General features: G+C 39.3%; 15 protein-coding genes. 8 read left to right on the top strand and 7 right to left on the bottom strand.

What is annotated here, in order from left to right:
- Positions 1-78 precede the first annotated feature (78 nt).
- Positions 79-789, top strand: a complete 711-nt coding sequence (locus FBD94_RS10480; RefSeq protein WP_131609199.1) for a BT1926 family outer membrane beta-barrel protein — start codon at positions 79-81, stop codon at positions 787-789.
- Positions 790-860: 71 nt separating this feature from the next.
- Here FBD94_RS10480 and FBD94_RS10475 read toward each other — a convergent pair whose 3' ends face one another.
- The 7 genes from FBD94_RS10475 to FBD94_RS10445 all read right to left on the bottom strand — a co-directional run bounded on the left by FBD94_RS10475 (position 861) and on the right by FBD94_RS10445 (position 9,388).
- Complete coding sequence (locus tag FBD94_RS10475; protein ID WP_131609201.1) at positions 861-1,892, bottom strand: GntR family transcriptional regulator; 1,032 nt, start codon at positions 1,890-1,892, stop codon at positions 861-863.
- 19 nt (positions 1,893-1,911) lie between these two features.
- Positions 1,912-3,303 carry an FGGY-family carbohydrate kinase gene (locus FBD94_RS10470; protein ID WP_136880505.1) on the bottom strand — a complete coding sequence of 464 codons (1,392 nt, stop codon included), beginning with the start codon at positions 3,301-3,303 and terminating at the stop codon, positions 1,912-1,914.
- A 15-nt stretch (positions 3,304-3,318) separates the two neighbouring features.
- On the bottom strand, positions 3,319-4,593 hold the full coding sequence (locus tag FBD94_RS10465; RefSeq protein WP_136880186.1) for a TIM barrel protein: 1,275 nt from the start codon (positions 4,591-4,593) through the stop codon (positions 3,319-3,321).
- Between the two features lie 11 nt (positions 4,594-4,604).
- A complete protein-coding gene (locus FBD94_RS10460) occupies positions 4,605-6,725 on the bottom strand; it encodes a bifunctional aldolase/short-chain dehydrogenase (RefSeq protein WP_136880185.1) in 2,121 nt (706 codons plus the stop codon).
- A 24-nt stretch (positions 6,726-6,749) separates the two neighbouring features.
- Entirely contained in the window at positions 6,750-7,829 is a 1,080-nt protein-coding gene (gene rhaT, locus FBD94_RS10455; RefSeq protein WP_131609207.1) for an L-rhamnose/proton symporter RhaT, read from the bottom strand.
- Between the two features lie 73 nt (positions 7,830-7,902).
- Positions 7,903-8,628 carry a tyrosine-protein phosphatase gene (locus tag FBD94_RS10450; RefSeq protein ID WP_136880184.1) on the bottom strand — a complete coding sequence of 242 codons (726 nt, stop codon included), beginning with the start codon at positions 8,626-8,628 and terminating at the stop codon, positions 7,903-7,905.
- Between the two features lie 10 nt (positions 8,629-8,638).
- The gene (locus FBD94_RS10445) at positions 8,639-9,388 is read right to left on the bottom strand and encodes a glycosyltransferase family 2 protein (protein ID WP_136880183.1); all 750 of its coding nucleotides are present in this window, start codon (positions 9,386-9,388) and stop codon (positions 8,639-8,641) included.
- A 42-nt stretch (positions 9,389-9,430) separates the two neighbouring features.
- On the opposite strand from FBD94_RS10445, the gene FBD94_RS10440 reads away from it, so the two are divergent.
- From FBD94_RS10440 to FBD94_RS10410, 7 genes are all read left to right on the top strand, one after another.
- Positions 9,431-10,258, top strand: coding sequence for a polysaccharide biosynthesis/export family protein (locus tag FBD94_RS10440; RefSeq protein ID WP_136880182.1), 828 nt, complete (start codon positions 9,431-9,433; stop codon positions 10,256-10,258).
- Complete coding sequence (locus tag FBD94_RS10435) at positions 10,258-12,618, top strand: GumC family protein (RefSeq protein ID WP_136880181.1); 2,361 nt, start codon at positions 10,258-10,260, stop codon at positions 12,616-12,618. The genes FBD94_RS10440 and FBD94_RS10435 overlap by 1 nt, the downstream gene beginning before the upstream one ends.
- A complete protein-coding gene (locus tag FBD94_RS10430; protein WP_131609217.1) occupies positions 12,597-13,109 on the top strand; it encodes a UpxY family transcription antiterminator in 513 nt (170 codons plus the stop codon). The genes FBD94_RS10435 and FBD94_RS10430 overlap by 22 nt, the downstream gene beginning before the upstream one ends.
- Positions 13,110-13,229: 120 nt before the next feature.
- Positions 13,230-14,360, top strand: coding sequence for a glycosyltransferase family 4 protein (locus FBD94_RS10425; protein WP_136880180.1), 1,131 nt, complete (start codon positions 13,230-13,232; stop codon positions 14,358-14,360).
- On the top strand, positions 14,344-15,207 hold the full coding sequence (locus FBD94_RS10420) for an ABC transporter permease (protein ID WP_136880179.1): 864 nt from the start codon (positions 14,344-14,346) through the stop codon (positions 15,205-15,207). Before FBD94_RS10425 ends, FBD94_RS10420 begins: the two co-directional genes overlap by 17 nt.
- 22 nt (positions 15,208-15,229) lie before the next feature.
- Entirely contained in the window at positions 15,230-16,450 is a 1,221-nt protein-coding gene (locus FBD94_RS26250) for an ABC transporter ATP-binding protein (RefSeq protein ID WP_235884439.1), read from the top strand.
- Positions 16,444-17,280, top strand: a complete 837-nt coding sequence (locus tag FBD94_RS10410) for a glycosyltransferase (protein WP_136880178.1) — start codon at positions 16,444-16,446, stop codon at positions 17,278-17,280. The genes FBD94_RS26250 and FBD94_RS10410 overlap by 7 nt, the downstream gene beginning before the upstream one ends.

Raw genomic sequence — 17,280 nt, 5'->3', positions numbered from 1 at the left:
GACATTATTAATTCTATTAAGGCTATTTTTGCAGCCTTAAATATTAGAATTTACAATTATTTAACAATTAACACATTTATGAAAAAATTATTACTTTCGTTTGGTGTTGCTATTTTAGGTTTAGCAGCTCAAGCACAAGACTTTAAACCAGCTAAAGGTGATGTAACTACTGAATTTGGTTTAACAGGTGGTATCAACAATACTAACTTCAATTTAAACAATGGCGCTGGTTTATTGCGTTTCCGTTACTTCCAAAAAGCTGATTTAGCTTTCCGTTTAGGTTTTAACGTTGAAAGCACTAGCGATACTAAGAATGCTTATGGTATTGTAGGTTCTCCAAACGAAGGTAAAGATGGATCTTCTACTAACAGAGGCACTAACTTTTTAATTAACTTAGGCGTTGAGAAACACTTTACTGGTACTGACCGTTTGTCTCCATATGTAGGTGCTGACATTCTTTTCGGAACAGGATCTCAAAAGAATACTTACGACAACACAGCAGGTTATGGTTCATCAGTTTACGTTGATAACCAAAGCGGAGAAACTAAAGGTCCAGGTTACACTTCTTTCGGTTTACGTGGTGTAATTGGTGCTGATTACTATATCGCTAAACGTTTATTCTTAGGTGTTGAAGCAGGTTTAGGTTTTGATTATGCTACTGCTGGAAAAAGAACTGAAACTACTACAGTTGCAGGAACAACAACTACAGTTAAATCTAAATCAACTGGAAACGGTTTTGATTTAGAGGCAAATGTAATCACTGGTGTTCGTATTGGTTTTGCATTCTAAATAAAACACTGATTTAATCAGTTATTATATAAAAAAAGCTGAGCAGATATCTGCTCAGCTTTTTTTATGCGCTACAACGAAGCCCGCAGCGTTAGATGGAATGGAACTTCCAGATGCTCCTTAGAGTTATCGAGAATAAGCTTAGCCGTCATCTCTCCCATTTGCCTGAAATCTGTAGAGATCGTTGTTATTCCGTTTAAAATGATCTTCTTTAGCGGCGTTTCATTGTAAGAGATCACCCCTACATCTTTACCTAACTTCAATTTCATATTGATGAGCCTCTCGATCAAGATCACCAGATCATCTTCCATCAAATTAATATACACCTCTCCTTCTGCAATCTCTTCTGTAAGGATTTGATTGACCACCTTTGGCGTAAAGGCATATTGCTGACAAAAGCGATAAAATCCTTTCAAAATTTCGACAGGATAATAGCTTCGTTTAGGCATAATAATCTTAATGGTATGATATTTCCCTAAATGTTCTCTTGCTTGATCCAGCGCATTATAAATGTCATCCTCAAAGTTTTCATAGACCGCAGCATATTCGCCACTTACCCCCGGAACCAGTTTATCCAAGATCACCAGTTTTTCCTTAGGGATCAGGTTAATCACCTCATGCACGTGGTCGTGTCCCTCCATAAAATGAGGAATGATCACATAATGCGAGTAATCTTCCTTTTTATTGGAAAGCAGCTTTTTAAAGAGGTTAAAATCGTTGTTATAGATGTAAAAATCTACCGCTACATGATCCCCCAAAGCCTTAATAAAAGCATCGTAAATGATCTTTTTATGGGAGCTGAGTTTGTTGAAAAGCAGAAATATTTTAAGTGTCCTTCTAAAATCAGTACTGATGATGTAGTAGCCTTTGCCCGGGACAGAGCCTACTACACCAATCTTTTTAAGGTATTTATATCCTTTTTCTGCTGTATCTCTGGAAATTTCCAGCTCGTAACTCAATTCGTTGATAGAAGGCAGCAGGTAATCCTTTTGAATCGTGCCGGATTCTATCGCACTAAGAATAGAGTTAGTTAGCTGTAAGTACTTTGGCGTTGAAGAATATTCATCAACATGGATATAGTCAGAAAATTTCACCGGCTTCATCAGGTTAAGATAGGACTATTTAATGCAAAACAGTTCCTCCGGCATAATATTTTAATTCAATGATATCATTTGGTAAAGGTTTTGTGTTCCATGATTTATGGATGGCGAGGGCTGCTCCAACAGCAGTTGCTTGCGCCATATAGGCTGCAAACACTTCCAATTCTGGAAAGGCAGCAGCCAATAAATTCATAAATATGGAATTCTTACTAAACCCGCCATCTACAAATATGCGTTTTACAGTTGTTCCCTGTAAAACTCTATTAGTAGAGATGTATTGTTGATTCACCAAATCAAGAATCAACTGATGATAAGCCATCACATCTGTCGGGTAATCATCAAGATGGCGACTACCAAATGGAGATTCTTTAAGGCCTGTAATCGTATGCGCTTCAAGATCGACTACTTTATCCATTCGTTGTAATTCCTCTATAATTTTAGCATCAAAAGGAACGGAGCGATAAGCAATCACATCTGTATTGTAATGGGCTGCAATACGCTTTACTTGTTGCTCATGCTCATACCCAGCAAAAAGACGCGAAGCTTTTACCGGCTTTCCTTCATACTGTAAATAACACAGGCAATCATTTTCCAATTCTTCCGTAGTAAGCGGTGTTGAATTGAAAGGATTTAAACTGATGCACCAGGTGCCGGTAGACAACAAGATAAAGGGTTCATGGAAATTAACCAAATAAGGCACCAATGCTGCTGAGCTATCATGAAAGCCAGGACCAACAGCATAGTTATTTCCGGGAAAAGCCGCTGGAAGCACACTATCCGAAGGAACGATAGGCGCTAACTTATCACTCAAGCCTTCTTTCCCTACCCATTCATGGTAATCGTTTTTAGTAAAATCCCACAAATTAGTGTGACAGCCAATACTGGTAATGTCAGAGTACGCTTCACCAGAAATCAGGTAACTTAAATATTGTGGCAGGTGAAGTGCATATTTAATCTGCGCAAACAGCTCAGGCTTTTCATACTTGATGCGGTAAAGTTGCATCCCCGAATTTAGGCTCCCTAAAACCGGAGATGCAGTAAGGTTTGAAAACACTTCTTCGCCCCCATAAGTATTGTAAAACTGATTTTTTAAAGCTTCAGGGTATTCCTTAAGATAATTATATAACGGGGCCAATGGATTTCCATGCTCATCAATATATACAAAGCTTGCTCCATAAGTCGCAAAGTTGATTGATTTGATCTCAAAAGCAGGGTTTTTAAATACCTCCCTTAGCGAATCAAAAATCGACAACCTTAAGCTTTCCAGATTTTCGCAAGGATCACCATCCTCATCTAAAGTCTCCAGAAACCTGGCCGATCTTTCGAAAACAATTTTATACTGTTCATCAAAAAGGAACAACTTTTTATTTGTCTTACCTACATCAAACACAGCTATTACAGGAGTGGCCTTCATCTTTAATCCCATTAATTATAATCCAGTTGCTACAGTTTTTAAACCACGGCTTTTAATCAATTCTTGTCTAACATTACTCGCTCTAAACAACTCCAGTGGAGCCAAAGCTGCACCAGCACGTAAACGAGCTTCGGCTACTAGTGGACGTAAATCTGTACGGAATGCCTGTTGTAAGATTTCCTGCGCGCGAGCTACATCATTTTCATCTTGTGCTTTTTGTAAAGCCACACGGTCTACAGATAAAGCCTGTGCATAGGCTAGCATAATTGCTTCTACCGATTGCAAAAGATCTTCAAGAGGATCTTTAACATTATGTGAGGCATCAATCATCCAAGCCAAATCTTCTCTGTGGTTCATTCCACGTGCATCCATTCCTTCAACCAATTCATTAAAGATCAGGAACAACTGGTAAGGCTTCATACTGCCCGCAGTTAAATCGTCATCTCCGTATTTTGAATCATTAAAGTGGAAGCCGCCCAGCTTTCCTTCCATCAACAATAAAGAGACGATTTGCTCGATATTTGCATTTGGCAGGTGATGACCAAGATCAACCAGCGTAAAGGCTTTAGGACCTAGTTTATTTGCGTACAATAAAGACTGACCCCAATCTCCTACTGTTGTAGAATAGAAGTTTGGCTCGAAAGCTTTGTATTCTACAAATACTTTCCAATCAGCTGGCAAAGCAGCATATATTTCTTGCAAGCTTTCTAGTGTGTTTTGGAAAGCTTTTCTAAAGTTCAATTGTCCGGGGAAGCATGATCCATCCGCCAACCAAACGGTAAGCGCTTTAGAACCCAACTCTACACCCTGACGGATCACCTCAATATTGTGCTCAATTGCTTGTTTCCTTACCGCTTTATTTACATGCTGCAAAGATCCGAACTTATAGCTGTGGGCCGAACCTGCCTGATCCTGAAAAGTATTGGAGTTCATGGCATCAAATACTAAACCATGCTGTGCAACCAATGCTTTTATAGCAGGTACATTTTCAGCAGTATCCCATGGAATATGAAGCGAGATTGCGCCACTTGCTGCATTTAACTTATGCAATAAGCCGATATCTTCAATCTTTTCTTCGATGTTACGAGGTTCTCCTCCTGAAGAAAAACGTCCGAAACGTGTTCCGCCTGTACCTAAAGCCCAGCTTGGAATACCGATTTGGAAGTCAATCAGCTTTTGTACGATACCTTCTGCGTTTGCAACTTCATCTTTAATAACAGCTAGCTTCCGCTGATGCTTAGGCAAAAGCTCGCTGTTATGTGATTCTATTTGATAATTTTCTAAGTTCATAGTTCAAGGTTTTAACGGACAAAGGCGTTTGCTACACCACCATCCACATTTAGTACATTTCCAGTTGATTTGTTCAATAGCCCGCCCACAAATGCAAAACAAGCATTAGCAATATCATCCGGTAAAATTATTTCATTTAGCAAGGTACGTTTTGCATAATAAGCAGGCAACTCCGCCACGGTAATTCCGTAGGCTTTTGCACGACCTTCAGCCCATCCACCAGCCCAGATATTACTATCACTAATCACTGCATCCGGATTTACTACATTAACACGAATACCATCAGCACCCAGTTCCGCAGCATTTAACCTGCTCAAATGCAACTGAGCAGCTTTAGCACTACCATAACCAGCATTATTTGGTCCGCTAACCAATGCATTTTTGCTCACAATATTCAGGATATCACCTCCAATTTCTTGTTTCTGCATCACCGCTGCTGCAGCCTGAGTCACAAAAAACTGTCCTTTCACCAATACGTCATACAACAGATCCCAATCCTTTTCAGTATGATCAGCTATTGTTTTTGAAATAGAAAGACCTGCATTGTTGATCACGATATCCACACCACCAAAAGCAAGTGCAGCAATATCAAAAGCGCTTGCGATGTCTTCAGCACTGGTTACGTTCAATACCGCAGTAGCATAGCTGTCCTTACCAAATTTACCTTCAAACTCATCAGCAGCACTTTGCAAACGCTCTGCATTCATATCATTTAGCACCACTACCGCTCCTTCTTCCACAAACTTACGAGCAATAGCCTTTCCAATACCACCTGCACTACCAGTAATCAGGGCAATTTTTCCTGAAAGCGGCTTAGCTTTAGGCATTCTTTGCAGTTTTGCTTCTTCCAACAACCAGTATTCAATGTTAAACGCTTCCTGTCTCGGTAAAGAAGTGTATTCAGAAATGGCTTCTGCGCCTTTCATAACATTAATGGCATTGGTATAAAACTCTGCGGCTACCCTTGCTGTTTGTTTGTCTTTTGAAAAAGAGAACATTCCGATACCAGGATAAAGGATAATTACCGGATTGGCATCACGTATTGCGGGGCTATTGCTGTGTTTGCATGAATTGTAGTATTCAGCATACATCTTTCTGTAAGCTTCAAATTCCGGCGCTAATCTTTCTTTTAATGCTTTAACATCACTAAGATCTTCATTAGGCTCCAATTTCAGTACCAGTGGACTAATTTTGGTGCGTAAAAAGTGATCGGGACAACTGGTTCCCAATGGAGCTAAACGATCCAGATCATTCGAGTTGATAAACTCTAATACCCTTGCATCATCCGTAAAATGACCCACCATATGTTTTTCGCTCGAGCAGAAACCTCTCAATATAGGAGCAATAGTTGCCGCCTGTTTTGTACGTTGTTCTTTTTCGGCACTTTCTATTTGCTGTCCGCCAAATACCGAACCTTTTTTACCATAATTCTCTTCCAGGTATTCTGCACATCTTTCAATCACCTCAAGCGTGTTCATATAGCTTTCATAAGCTGTATCACCCCAGGTAAACAATCCGTGCGAACCTAACATAATCCCTCTGATTCCAGGATTTTCATCCAGGCATTTGCGCAACATCAGTCCCAGTTCAAAGCCTGGTTTCTGCCATGGCACCCAGCCAATCGTTCCGTTAAATAATTCTTTGGTGATGCGTTCTCCATCTTTAGCAGCCGCAATCGCAATTGCCGCATCTGGATGCAAGTGATCGATATGCGCAAATGGCAAGAAACCATGTAAAGGCGTATCAATAGATGGCGCTTTAGATTTCAGATCATAAATGCAATGGTTAAAAAGCTCAACCATTTCATCTTCGTGTGCCAATCCCCTGTAAACATTTTTAAGGTCACGCAGGCGATCTACATACAAAGCTGCAAGGCCACTACTTTTTAAAGTACCCAAATCTCCTCCAGATCCTTTCACCCACATCACCTCGGCTTCCTTTCCGGTTAATGGATCTTTAGCGATGGCCTTACATGAGGTATTTCCACCTCCATAATTGGTTAAGCGCAAATCTGCACCTAATAAATTTGAACGGTAGATCAACAGTGCAACTTCATCCCCGGCCATTTCAGCAGCCTTTGCATCATCCCACAAATAGCTTACATGTTTAAAATCGGTAGTTCGAGTACTCATAAAAATATTTAAATTAATTGTTTTTTATTTGATTGAATTTCCATAACCCACAATGAGTATAGATAAAATAAGGATTACTATTCCAGAGATTACAGTACCAAAAGTCCGCTTCTTTACACCACTCCATTCTTTAAAGAATAACCCCCACCCGTTAGCGACCAGAATGATACAAGCCATATGTAAAATCCATCCACTAGCTCCGTTACCCAACTTACTTTCGCCCATTCCATAAAAAAAGAACTGTAAAAACCAGGTTGTACCGGCAAGTGCAGAGAAAATATAGTTTTTAAGTAATGGCGCTTTTTTATCTGTATAATCTCCAAAAGTTTTATTGCGACGGTTCAACAGCATACACCAGAATAAATTTGTGGTTAAGCCTCCCCATAAAATAACAACATAGGTCACATTGTTTTGAAAAAGAAATTCTCCCTGTTCGGGATTAATTGCTTTCCATGCTTCGTTGGCATGGTGCGCCATATCTTTACCGGCATCAATACCAAAGGCAAAGCAAGCACTTAGTACACCTGATACAATAGATACAATTAGTCCAATGCCCAGTTTATACTCCTTATTAGATGGATCCGCTTTCCCTGAGGCTACCAGATCTTTCTCTTTCATACTACCCGCCAATCCACATACTACAATACCGATTACGCAAACCAATAATCCAAGCAACACCATTTGTCCCCAATGACTGTTAGCCATATCAGACAAACTATCTTTTCCTGCGGTTGGATTGAAATCATAATAAAGAGAAGGGATCAAAGCGCCAAATACAGAGCAAAGACCAAGAATTATGGTACTACCTAGTGATATACCGAGGTAGCGTACACCCAAACCATAGGTTAATCCGCCAATTCCCCATAGCAAACCAAAGAAATAAGTCAATAGTAATATTTTACCGTCCGTCTGAACAATGATGTCCATAAAGCCCGGAATAGTTAACCAGGCAGCCAATGGCGGAACGATTAACCAGGAAAACAATCCACCAACGATCCAATACGTTTCCCAAGCCCAGCTTTTGACTTTCTTGAAAGGGATATAGAAACTACCGGAAGCAAAGCCGCCGATGAAATGGAAAATAACTCCGAGAAGTATCTGCATAGTTTAGGTTTTTAAATTTGGTACGCCTAAAATAGAAGAATCACACTATACTTCTGTCATGTACTGTCATGCCCTAAAAAAGCATTTTATTTTTGAAAGGGTAATTGCCTATCATTTTATATAGCTTTCCTGTGCAAATTAAATCCTGAAGTTCTTTTAGATGCCTGCTATGATGTAAATCCGTTCCAGCAAAATCATAGTAATTCTTTTTTAAAAGGCGTTGTGCTACTGATTTCACCTCAGGTCCATAATATCCTGCCAGGGCCAATAGATTTAATTGAAATAAAACGCCCATATCTTTTAACCTGTCGTACCGTTCTAACTTTTTATGGTAAAAGCCATATCGCTCAGGATGGGCAAGAATCACCTTACACCCTGCCAACTGGAGATCAAAGACAACCTTTTCAATCTGAGGCATTTCTGACAAATAAGACATTTCTATCAGTATGTGTTGGTCGGGTAAGCACAATAAGTTTTTAGCAACCTTAAAAGTTTCATCCACCATGTATTCCGCAGCAGCATCGATTTCGACCTTCAAATTCGTTTTAACCAAGGCTGCTTTAACATCCTTTAGGGCATGAGTAATGGTTTCAGCGGTATTGGGATACAACTCCGTAAAAATATGTGGTGTACAAAAAAATTTATGGAATCCCAGCTCAGTCAATTCTTTGATAAAATCTACAGATTGTACGAGGTCTATGGCCCCGTCATCAATACCTGGCAATAAATGGCTATGCATATCAACACCTAGCCATTCCACATCACGTACATAATTTTTTCTCCTAAAAAACGAAATCATGAGCTATTCTTTAACCTATAAACTGTCCTACCTTCCTTAACGGCTTTAGGACAAGACCCAGGAAGGGCATGCCTATATTATTATTAGTCATTGCTCTAAAATCACATCTCCAGGCTTTGATACGATTCAATAAATTTTGATTACTCACACCACCCTGCGTCATATTAACTATTACTTTATTTAAATAACAAACCTTAGCCTTATTTGTGTGCATAAAACGGAGCATCAATTCATAATCCGCAGCCGTACCATACCTGGAATTATATAAACCCAGCTGCTCAAACATTTCTCTTTTTGCATAAAAAGTTGGGTGAGGAGGCATCCAACCCCAATTAAATTTACCTGGGGAATAATTACCAGATCGCCATCTGCGCAGCACCTTGCCATTCGGGTTTACATAATCTAAATCGGCATATAAAATATCGGCATTATTTTGCACAAAAGACGCTACTATTTCACTGATTACATTATCATTAGCAAAATAGTCATCTGCATTTAACAGCCCTACAACATCTCCTGTAGATTTCATAATTCCTTTATTCATGGCATCATAAATTCCATCATCTGCTTCTGATTTAAAGTAATGAATATGCGCTTTATTTTGCCGAATTATATCCGCCGTTCCGTCGCTAGAATTTCCGTCAATAATGATGTACTCAACGTTTTTATAGGTTTGTCGAGCTACCGAATCAATGCACTGTTGTATTGTTTTTGCTGCATTGTATGTTACTGTAACTAGCGAAATTTTTACATTAATCATGACAACGAATTTAATGATTAATTACAATTATTTATATTTAATATGTACTTTTGGCGAATTGGCGTATTGCTATGGGAATTAAGGCAGTTTTTTAATATGTGTTTCATTAAGAAAATCATCAATTTATTGATCGTTTCTACAATTCTATTTGCTAGTTTTTCTTGCGCTAACAGACAAAAACAGGCGCTTTTTGAAAAAAAATCCACCGCAAACAATTCCCCAAAAAAGGAATTAACCCCGCCCAATTATCAGATAAAACCAGGGGATTTGTTACAGGTAAAAAACCTGCAAAACAGAAACCTCATTGTTAATGAATCCTTTACAAAAGAAAAAGAAGCATCAAACAACAACCACGAGCAGACTTACCTGGTTGAACAAGATAGTACTATTGGGCTACCTATCCTTGGACGTGTAAAAGTTGGAGGGCTCACGCGCAGAGAAGCCGCAAATCAAGTACAATCACTTTATAGGAAAGAACTTAAAGATCCAATCATTGAATTGAAAATCATTAACTTAAAAGTAACCTTACTCGGAGAAGTCAAGAATCAAGGCATATACAACCTCTTAAAAGACCATACTTCCTTGATTGAAATCATTGGAGAAGCAGGTGGCCTTACCGATAAAGCAAGCAGCAACAATCTGAAAATAATTCGGGGTGGGATGCAAAATCCGCAAATTATCAACCTTGACCTGACCGACATCAGCACACTTTCTGACTCCAGAACTTTACTAGAGAATAACGATATCATTTACATCGCCCAAAATAAACGAGCGATCCGATCCGAGAAACTACAAAGCATGTCGGCCATTTTGCAACCGGTTATTGCTTTATTAAATACAGCATTACTCATCTATACAATTACACGTTGATGCAGGAAGAAAAGGTTCAAAAAAGGAGCGACGCCAAGGAAATTGACTATTTAAAAATAGCGCGAATATTACTTAGTCGTTGGTATATATTGGCTGGATCAATTTTAACTGCACTATTAATTGCCTATGCTTATCTATGGTTTACACCAAAAACATATGCCACATCGGGCATTCTAAAGTTTGAGGAAAAGAAATCGGAACTATCTGACCTTGTTAATGCAATGAGCAACTCGGGCCGCAACCCTGCTAGTTTACAAAGCGAAAAATTCATATTACAGAGTAGAAACTTACTATTAAGTGCCATTAAACAACTGGACTATCGCATTAGTTTTTACATCTCCGGCAGGCTACGTGACTACGACCTGTACCCTAAACAGCCGCTTCACATCAATCTTTTGAAACTTGACAGTTTAAATTTTTATCAGGGTGCTATTGCATTTAAACCTATAAACGAAAAGACATTTAACCTCAGTTGGAGTGCTTCTGGCAAGGAAGTACAAAAAGTCTGCACTTACAATAGCCCCCTAAGCATTGGGAATGTAGGATTTATCATTAAATATCCTGGCCCAATCCAACCAAATATCGTTTATATGTTTAAGTTCAACACTCCTGAAAGTCTTCTAGGTAGGGTAAATGAAGGATTGCGAACAAGTGAAGCGGCTAAAAATTCCAATATCGTCAGCCTTCAACAAACGGATTCCAATCCTCGGTTTGCGGCCGATATATTAAATGCAATCATGTCCGGCTATCTGGATTACGACAGAAACCAAAAAGCCCAATCGGCTACTCAGATGATTCGTTTTATCAATGAGCAGCAAGAATATCTCTCTTCGAAAGTAAAAGGATCTGAGAGGTCTTTGGAAAAATACAAACAGCATTCCGGCATCATGGACGTCAATTCATCGGCTAGCGTTGCCTTATCTAAAGTGACTGAGCTCGAGTCGCAGCGTTCTTTATTAAAAATACAACTGATGGCCATTGATCAGTTAAAAAAACAAATCAGCAACGAGAAACACCATGCAAGCCTCAATTTTAATCTGGAAGGCAACATTGATCCCTTACTGGGGACCCTGATTAGCAAGCTGAATGACTTACTTACGGATAAAAATGCACTGTTAAAAACATACAACAGCACCTCTGAAACGGTAGAAGAGGTAAACAGCCAAATTGCTCAGGTCAAAAATGCGGCATTACAGAATATTAATGCCTCCAACCAACGAATTCAAAAGAATATAGCTTACATCAATACCCAATTATCGCAAGTTGATCAGCAAGTATCGTCATTTCCCGCTGCCGAAAAAGATATGATTAGTTTACTTCGGGATTTCGAAATCAATGAAAAAGTATATTCATTTTTATCAGAAAAGAAGCTTGAAGCACAGATAAACAGGTCCGCAATTCTTCCTGGCGCAACAATCATTGAGCCTGCGCAAGTTAATGACACGCCAATATCACCTAATGTCCCCAAGATTTACCGCAGCGCGATTATCTTTGGCTTGTTAGCAGGATTGGCAATTATAGCGTTTATCCGGATATTAAATCCGTTCATCTATGATAAGGAATCTGTCGAAAACATGACGACAATACCCATTGTAGGTATCATCAGAAAATATTCAGGTCCCAGCCCAAGGTCTATCTTTGCCGAATCTGTGCGGGCCGTACGTACCAACCTTAATTTTCTAGCTTCAGATCAAAAGAGCAAAGTGATCTGCATTACTTCGGAAGTCGCCGGAGAAGGAAAATCTTTCGTTGCCCTTAACCTTTCAAACACGCTTGCCCTAATTGACAAAAAAGTAGTATTGATTGGCGCAGACCTACGACGCCCTAAACTTCACCACACTTTTGGAAGTGCCAATAGCAAAGGATTAAGTAATTACCTGGTCAACCAAGCTACGGTTGATGAGATTATCCAACATACAGATCACAATAATCTTGATTTTATCAGCTCAGGACCAATTCCGCCTAATCCATCTGAATTACTCCACCATGAGCGACTTACAGGTTTATTAAATGAACTTAAAAAGCGGTATGAAATCATCATGATCGATACTGCGCCTGTTGGCCTGGTATCCGATTCCATCCCTTTAATTTGTAGGAGCGACATCAATATTTTTGTGATCCGATATGGGAAATCAAAGCACAATGCAGCCTTGATCCCTCAAGCCCTGGCAAAGGAATACAATTTAAACAATATGGCGATTGTATTGAACGCCTTTGAGGAGAACGTTTTGCAATCGGGCTATTACAAGAGCAGCACAAGCCAAGGTAGGCTTCACTATTATGCTGATTACAATAGCCATCAGCATTCGGGTTATTATGAGGATGAAAAAAAATCAAAATGGTGGAGCATCAGAAGATAAAGAAGTGGCTACCGGTTTACACCAAGTCCCGCGCTGAAAAGAAGGCGCAGCAAGCTTTGTTGGGCAAAAATATTGAAGCCTACCTCCCCCTTCAGCGTCAGCTGAAACAATGGAGCGATAGAAAAAAATGGGTTGATGAACCATTGATCAAATCATATCTATTTGTTCATATTGAGCCAGGCCAGCAAACTGAGGTATTGATGACCAATGGCATTTCCCGTTTCATTTATTTTTCGGGAGAGATTGCAGCGATGCCAGACAAACAGATTCAAGACCTTAAATTATTATTGGCCAGCCCCTATGAATTGGAAATTACAGAAGAGCGGCTACAACCAGGCGAGAAAATAGAGATCAAAGCAGGCCCTTTAAAAGGAATCATCGGCGAGATCATTGAATATAAATCTCAAAAGCAATTGCTGTTGAGATTAGGAGACCTACAACATTCCATCGTTGTGAATGTTGCAGCATCCTTAATTGAAAGAATACCTTAAAAGTTAAACGCAATTACAATAGCGTTTAGCACCTGAAAAGCATAAAAAGCAATAAGTCAATAAAAATGTGACTTAGGGAGCGAAGCTATGGATTAACCGCAGCATCGAGAGGGTGATGTAATGTCGAAAAGAATATTATTCCTTACACTGGAAACATTCAGCGCAGCTGGTGGCATCCAAAGCATGAACCGAACTTTGGCATATTCGCTATACGAGCTATGTAAAAAAAATAACTGGGACATTAAACTATATTGTTTAAATGACCTGTCTGCCGATGTAAAGCCAAAATACCTGCCATTTTTTTGTTTCAAAGGGTTCGGCAAAAACAAGGCCATGTTTACTTTAAAAAGCATAATGAATGGAATGAACACGGACCTGGTACTGCTGAGTCACGTTAATCTTTCTATAATCGGCCTTGCCATTCGACTTCTAAATCCCAACTGTAAAATATGGCTGATAGCACATGGGATCGAGGTTTGGCAACCATTAAAGGGCTGGAAAAAACGCATCTGGAATACTGCAAATCGCGTTATATGTGTTAGCCAATTTACAAAATCAAAAGTGATGAAGCTACACGGTGCAAGCCCATCACACTGCGTCGTTTTAAACAACGTCTTAGATCCTTTTATAAAACTGCCAGAAAATTTTGACAAGCCTGAATACCTTTTAAGACGATATGGATTAAAGCCTGGTGACCCGGTGGTTTTCACGTTAACACGGATCAATCTTGCAGAAAAATTTAAAGGCTATGACCAGGTCATCACTGCTGTCACCCGAATCAAACAATACCTACCTTCGATTAAATACATCCTTGCTGGTCCCTGTGAGCCTACCGAAAAAAGCAGAATTGAACAGCTGGTAGCAGATCAGGGCCTTAGCAACAATTTTATCCTGGCTGGATATATCGAAGAGAAAGAACTGGCAGATCATTATCTACTGGCAGATTTGTTTGTGCTACCCAGTAAAAAGGAGGGTTTTGGAATTGTATTTATAGAAGCGATGGCTTATGGCTTACCAGTTATCTGTGGCAATGTGGATGGCAGTATTGATGCAGTCCGCAATAGCGAGATGGGAATGGCGATTGACCCTGATGATATTGACGGACTGGAAATGGCCATCATTCAGAAATTAAGCATGAACTTAACGATAGATGATCGGAAAAACATTCAGGGCCAATGCCTAAAGCATTTTAACGAAACCAATTACAGGGATATTTTAGAGAAATTGATTATAAATGAAACCGTTGACTGAAGAAGATTGGGATATTGAGATTAAACCACTAAACAATCTACTGGACTTAAAACTAAAGGATGTTTGGCATTACAGGGATTTGTTATTGTTATTGGTCAAACGAGATTTCGTTTCGTTTTACAAACAGACGATATTGGGACCATTGTGGTTTTTTATCCAGCCGCTCTTTACCACCATCATATTTACATTTGTTTTCGGCAATATGGCTGGCATCTCTACGGATGGCCTTCCCCAGCCCTTATTTTACATGGCCGGGATTACCACATGGAATTACTTTGCAGAATGCTTAAATAAAACCAGTACCGTATTTAAAGACAATGCAAACCTGTTCGGAAAGGTTTATTTCCCAAGATTAATTATGCCTTTAAGCATTGTCGCATCCAACTTAGTTCGCTTTGGTGTACAAATGCTCTTATTCCTATTGATGATGCTGTTCTATCTGGGCACAGATGTGCAATTTAGTCCAAACCGGTATATCCTGTTATTTCCTTTACTTGTGGTTTTGATGGCATGTTTAGGCCTGGGCTTAGGCATGATCATCTCTGCAATGACAACTAAATATCGTGACCTCGCATTCCTGGTTACGTTTGGCGTACAATTGCTAATGTATGCCACAACGGTAATTTATCCTTTATCTACTGCTTTAGATAAATATCCAACCTATGCCTGGATTATTGAATACAACCCGATGACGTCTATTATCGAGGCATTCAGGTATGGTTTTCTGGGTAAGGGCAGCTTCAGCTGGCAAAGTCTTGGCTATTGTACCACCATCACACTTTCTATTATGGTTATAGGGCTGATTGTCTTTAATAAAGTAGAGAAAACATTTGTAGATACCGTTTAACATTGGTTTATCCTATAGATTTATGAGTAACCTAGCAATCAAAGTAGAGAATCTTTCAAAAGCCTATCAACTAGGCGAAATAGGTACCGGAACCCTGTCGCGTGATCTGGAACGTTGGTGGGCAAGCATACGAGGCAAGGAAGATCCATTTTTACGTATTGGCGAAACCAATGACAGAAGCGCTAAAGGAACGAGCAACGTTGTATGGAGCTTAAAAGACTTAAATTTGGAGATCAAACAAGGTGATGCTGTTGGCATTATTGGCCGTAATGGTGCTGGAAAAAGTACATTACTAAAAATATTGAGTAGGGTAACGGCTCCTACCACAGGCTCCGTGAAAATCAAGGGGCGTATTGCCAGTTTACTGGAAGTTGGTACAGGCTTCCATCCTGAGCTTACAGGGCGAGAGAATATCTTTTTAAATGGCGCTATCCTGGGGATGCGCAAAGCGGAGATTAAACGGAAGTTTGATGAGATTGTTGATTTTGCAGGCGTAGAAAGGTATATCGATACACCGGTAAAACGATACTCCTCGGGTATGTATGTTCGTCTCGCTTTTGCGGTGGCAGCACATCTGGAATCTGAGATCCTAATCGTCGATGAAGTCTTAGCGGTTGGAGATGCGGAGTTTCAGAAGAAGTGTTTAGGAAAAATGGGCGAAGTAAGCAAGGGAGAAGGAAGGACAGTGTTATTTGTAAGTCATAATATGAGTGCCATAGGAAGTTTATGCCAAAAAGGCATATTATTAGACCGGGGAATTCTTAAATCTTTTGGTGAGCAAAGTACAATCATCGACCACTACAACTCACTAAATATCACAAGTAATACACCAAAGCGAAAGCATTATTTTGGACAGCATTCTGTTTTGGAAATACTTGAATATGATGTTACAAGCAATGATATTGTATTAACATTTAAAACAAAACTTTCAGACCATGAAGTTTTCAAATCACTGGTTATTATAATTACCGACGTTTTAGGTAATCGAATATCGTTAATTGATTTACGGGAAAAATTAGGGACAACAGCGCATCATAACCTAACTGAGATCCTTATTGATCACACTCCTCTGGTTGAAAACACTTATTACATCGGAATCAGCATCGAAACCTCTCTAAAATGGTACGATCTAAAGGAAATCCTTTTATGTGAGATTCCCATAAAACAAACTTCGACAATACAATACGAACCAAACCTAAGAGGTTATGTAACACTCTCCTCATCATACGGCATAACATGTTAACTGATCAAATTACGCTACTAATCTTTACTTGTGAAGGACGTGAGCATTTATTAAAAGAAACCATTGCGTCCTTCAAAAAAAAGTGCAGGTATCCTTTTACAAAAACCATTTTAGCTGTTGATGGACAAATCAACAACAATACTATAGATTGGATTAATCCAGATTTAGTCATACAAAGTCCTGTAAGAAAAGGTTATGTAAACAGCATTCTTCACGCGATTAAACAAGTGGATACCGCTTATTTTTTTTGGCTGGAAGACGACTGGGAATTCCCATACGACATTCCAATTTGCGAATTAGCTTTACAACTAGATGCGGATCCACAACTTATCCAAATTGTATTGGCTAAAGCGAAAAAAGAAACCATGCAAATTGAATTAACTAACCCATCTTCGTCTTTCAGTGCTAATCCGGGTTTATGTAATGCTATGTACATAAAAAATGGATTTCAGCTGCTCCAGAAATCTAAAAAGATATATGATATGGGATTTGAAGATTTCATGAAGCATTTTATGGAAATAGAACAGCTCTCCGCTTACTACATTTACCAAAACAATGGCCCATTTGTTCATCATTCCGGTTATTTAGAAAGCACTGCCAGAGAATATCATATGATTAGCTCCATAGATGCGGAGTTAAGCCTTATTGGAAAAAAATACATATCGGGGTATGGTAATGATAAAACCATCACGCTAAAAAATAAACTGTTACTAGTCCCCAGACTGTGGCTCGCTACAACTATCCTAGCCTTAAAGCTTTTTCGAAATAGACAGTCATACGATTTTGCTTTGAGAATTTACTTCTCCTATTTAAGGAACTTCAAGTATTAA

The sequence above is a fragment of the Pedobacter hiemivivus genome, assembly GCF_005144565.1.
Lineage (GTDB): Bacteria > Bacteroidota > Bacteroidia > Sphingobacteriales > Sphingobacteriaceae > Pedobacter > Pedobacter hiemivivus.
The sequence above is the reverse complement of the archived record's forward strand: the minus strand, read 5'-3'. Positions and strand labels throughout refer to the sequence as shown.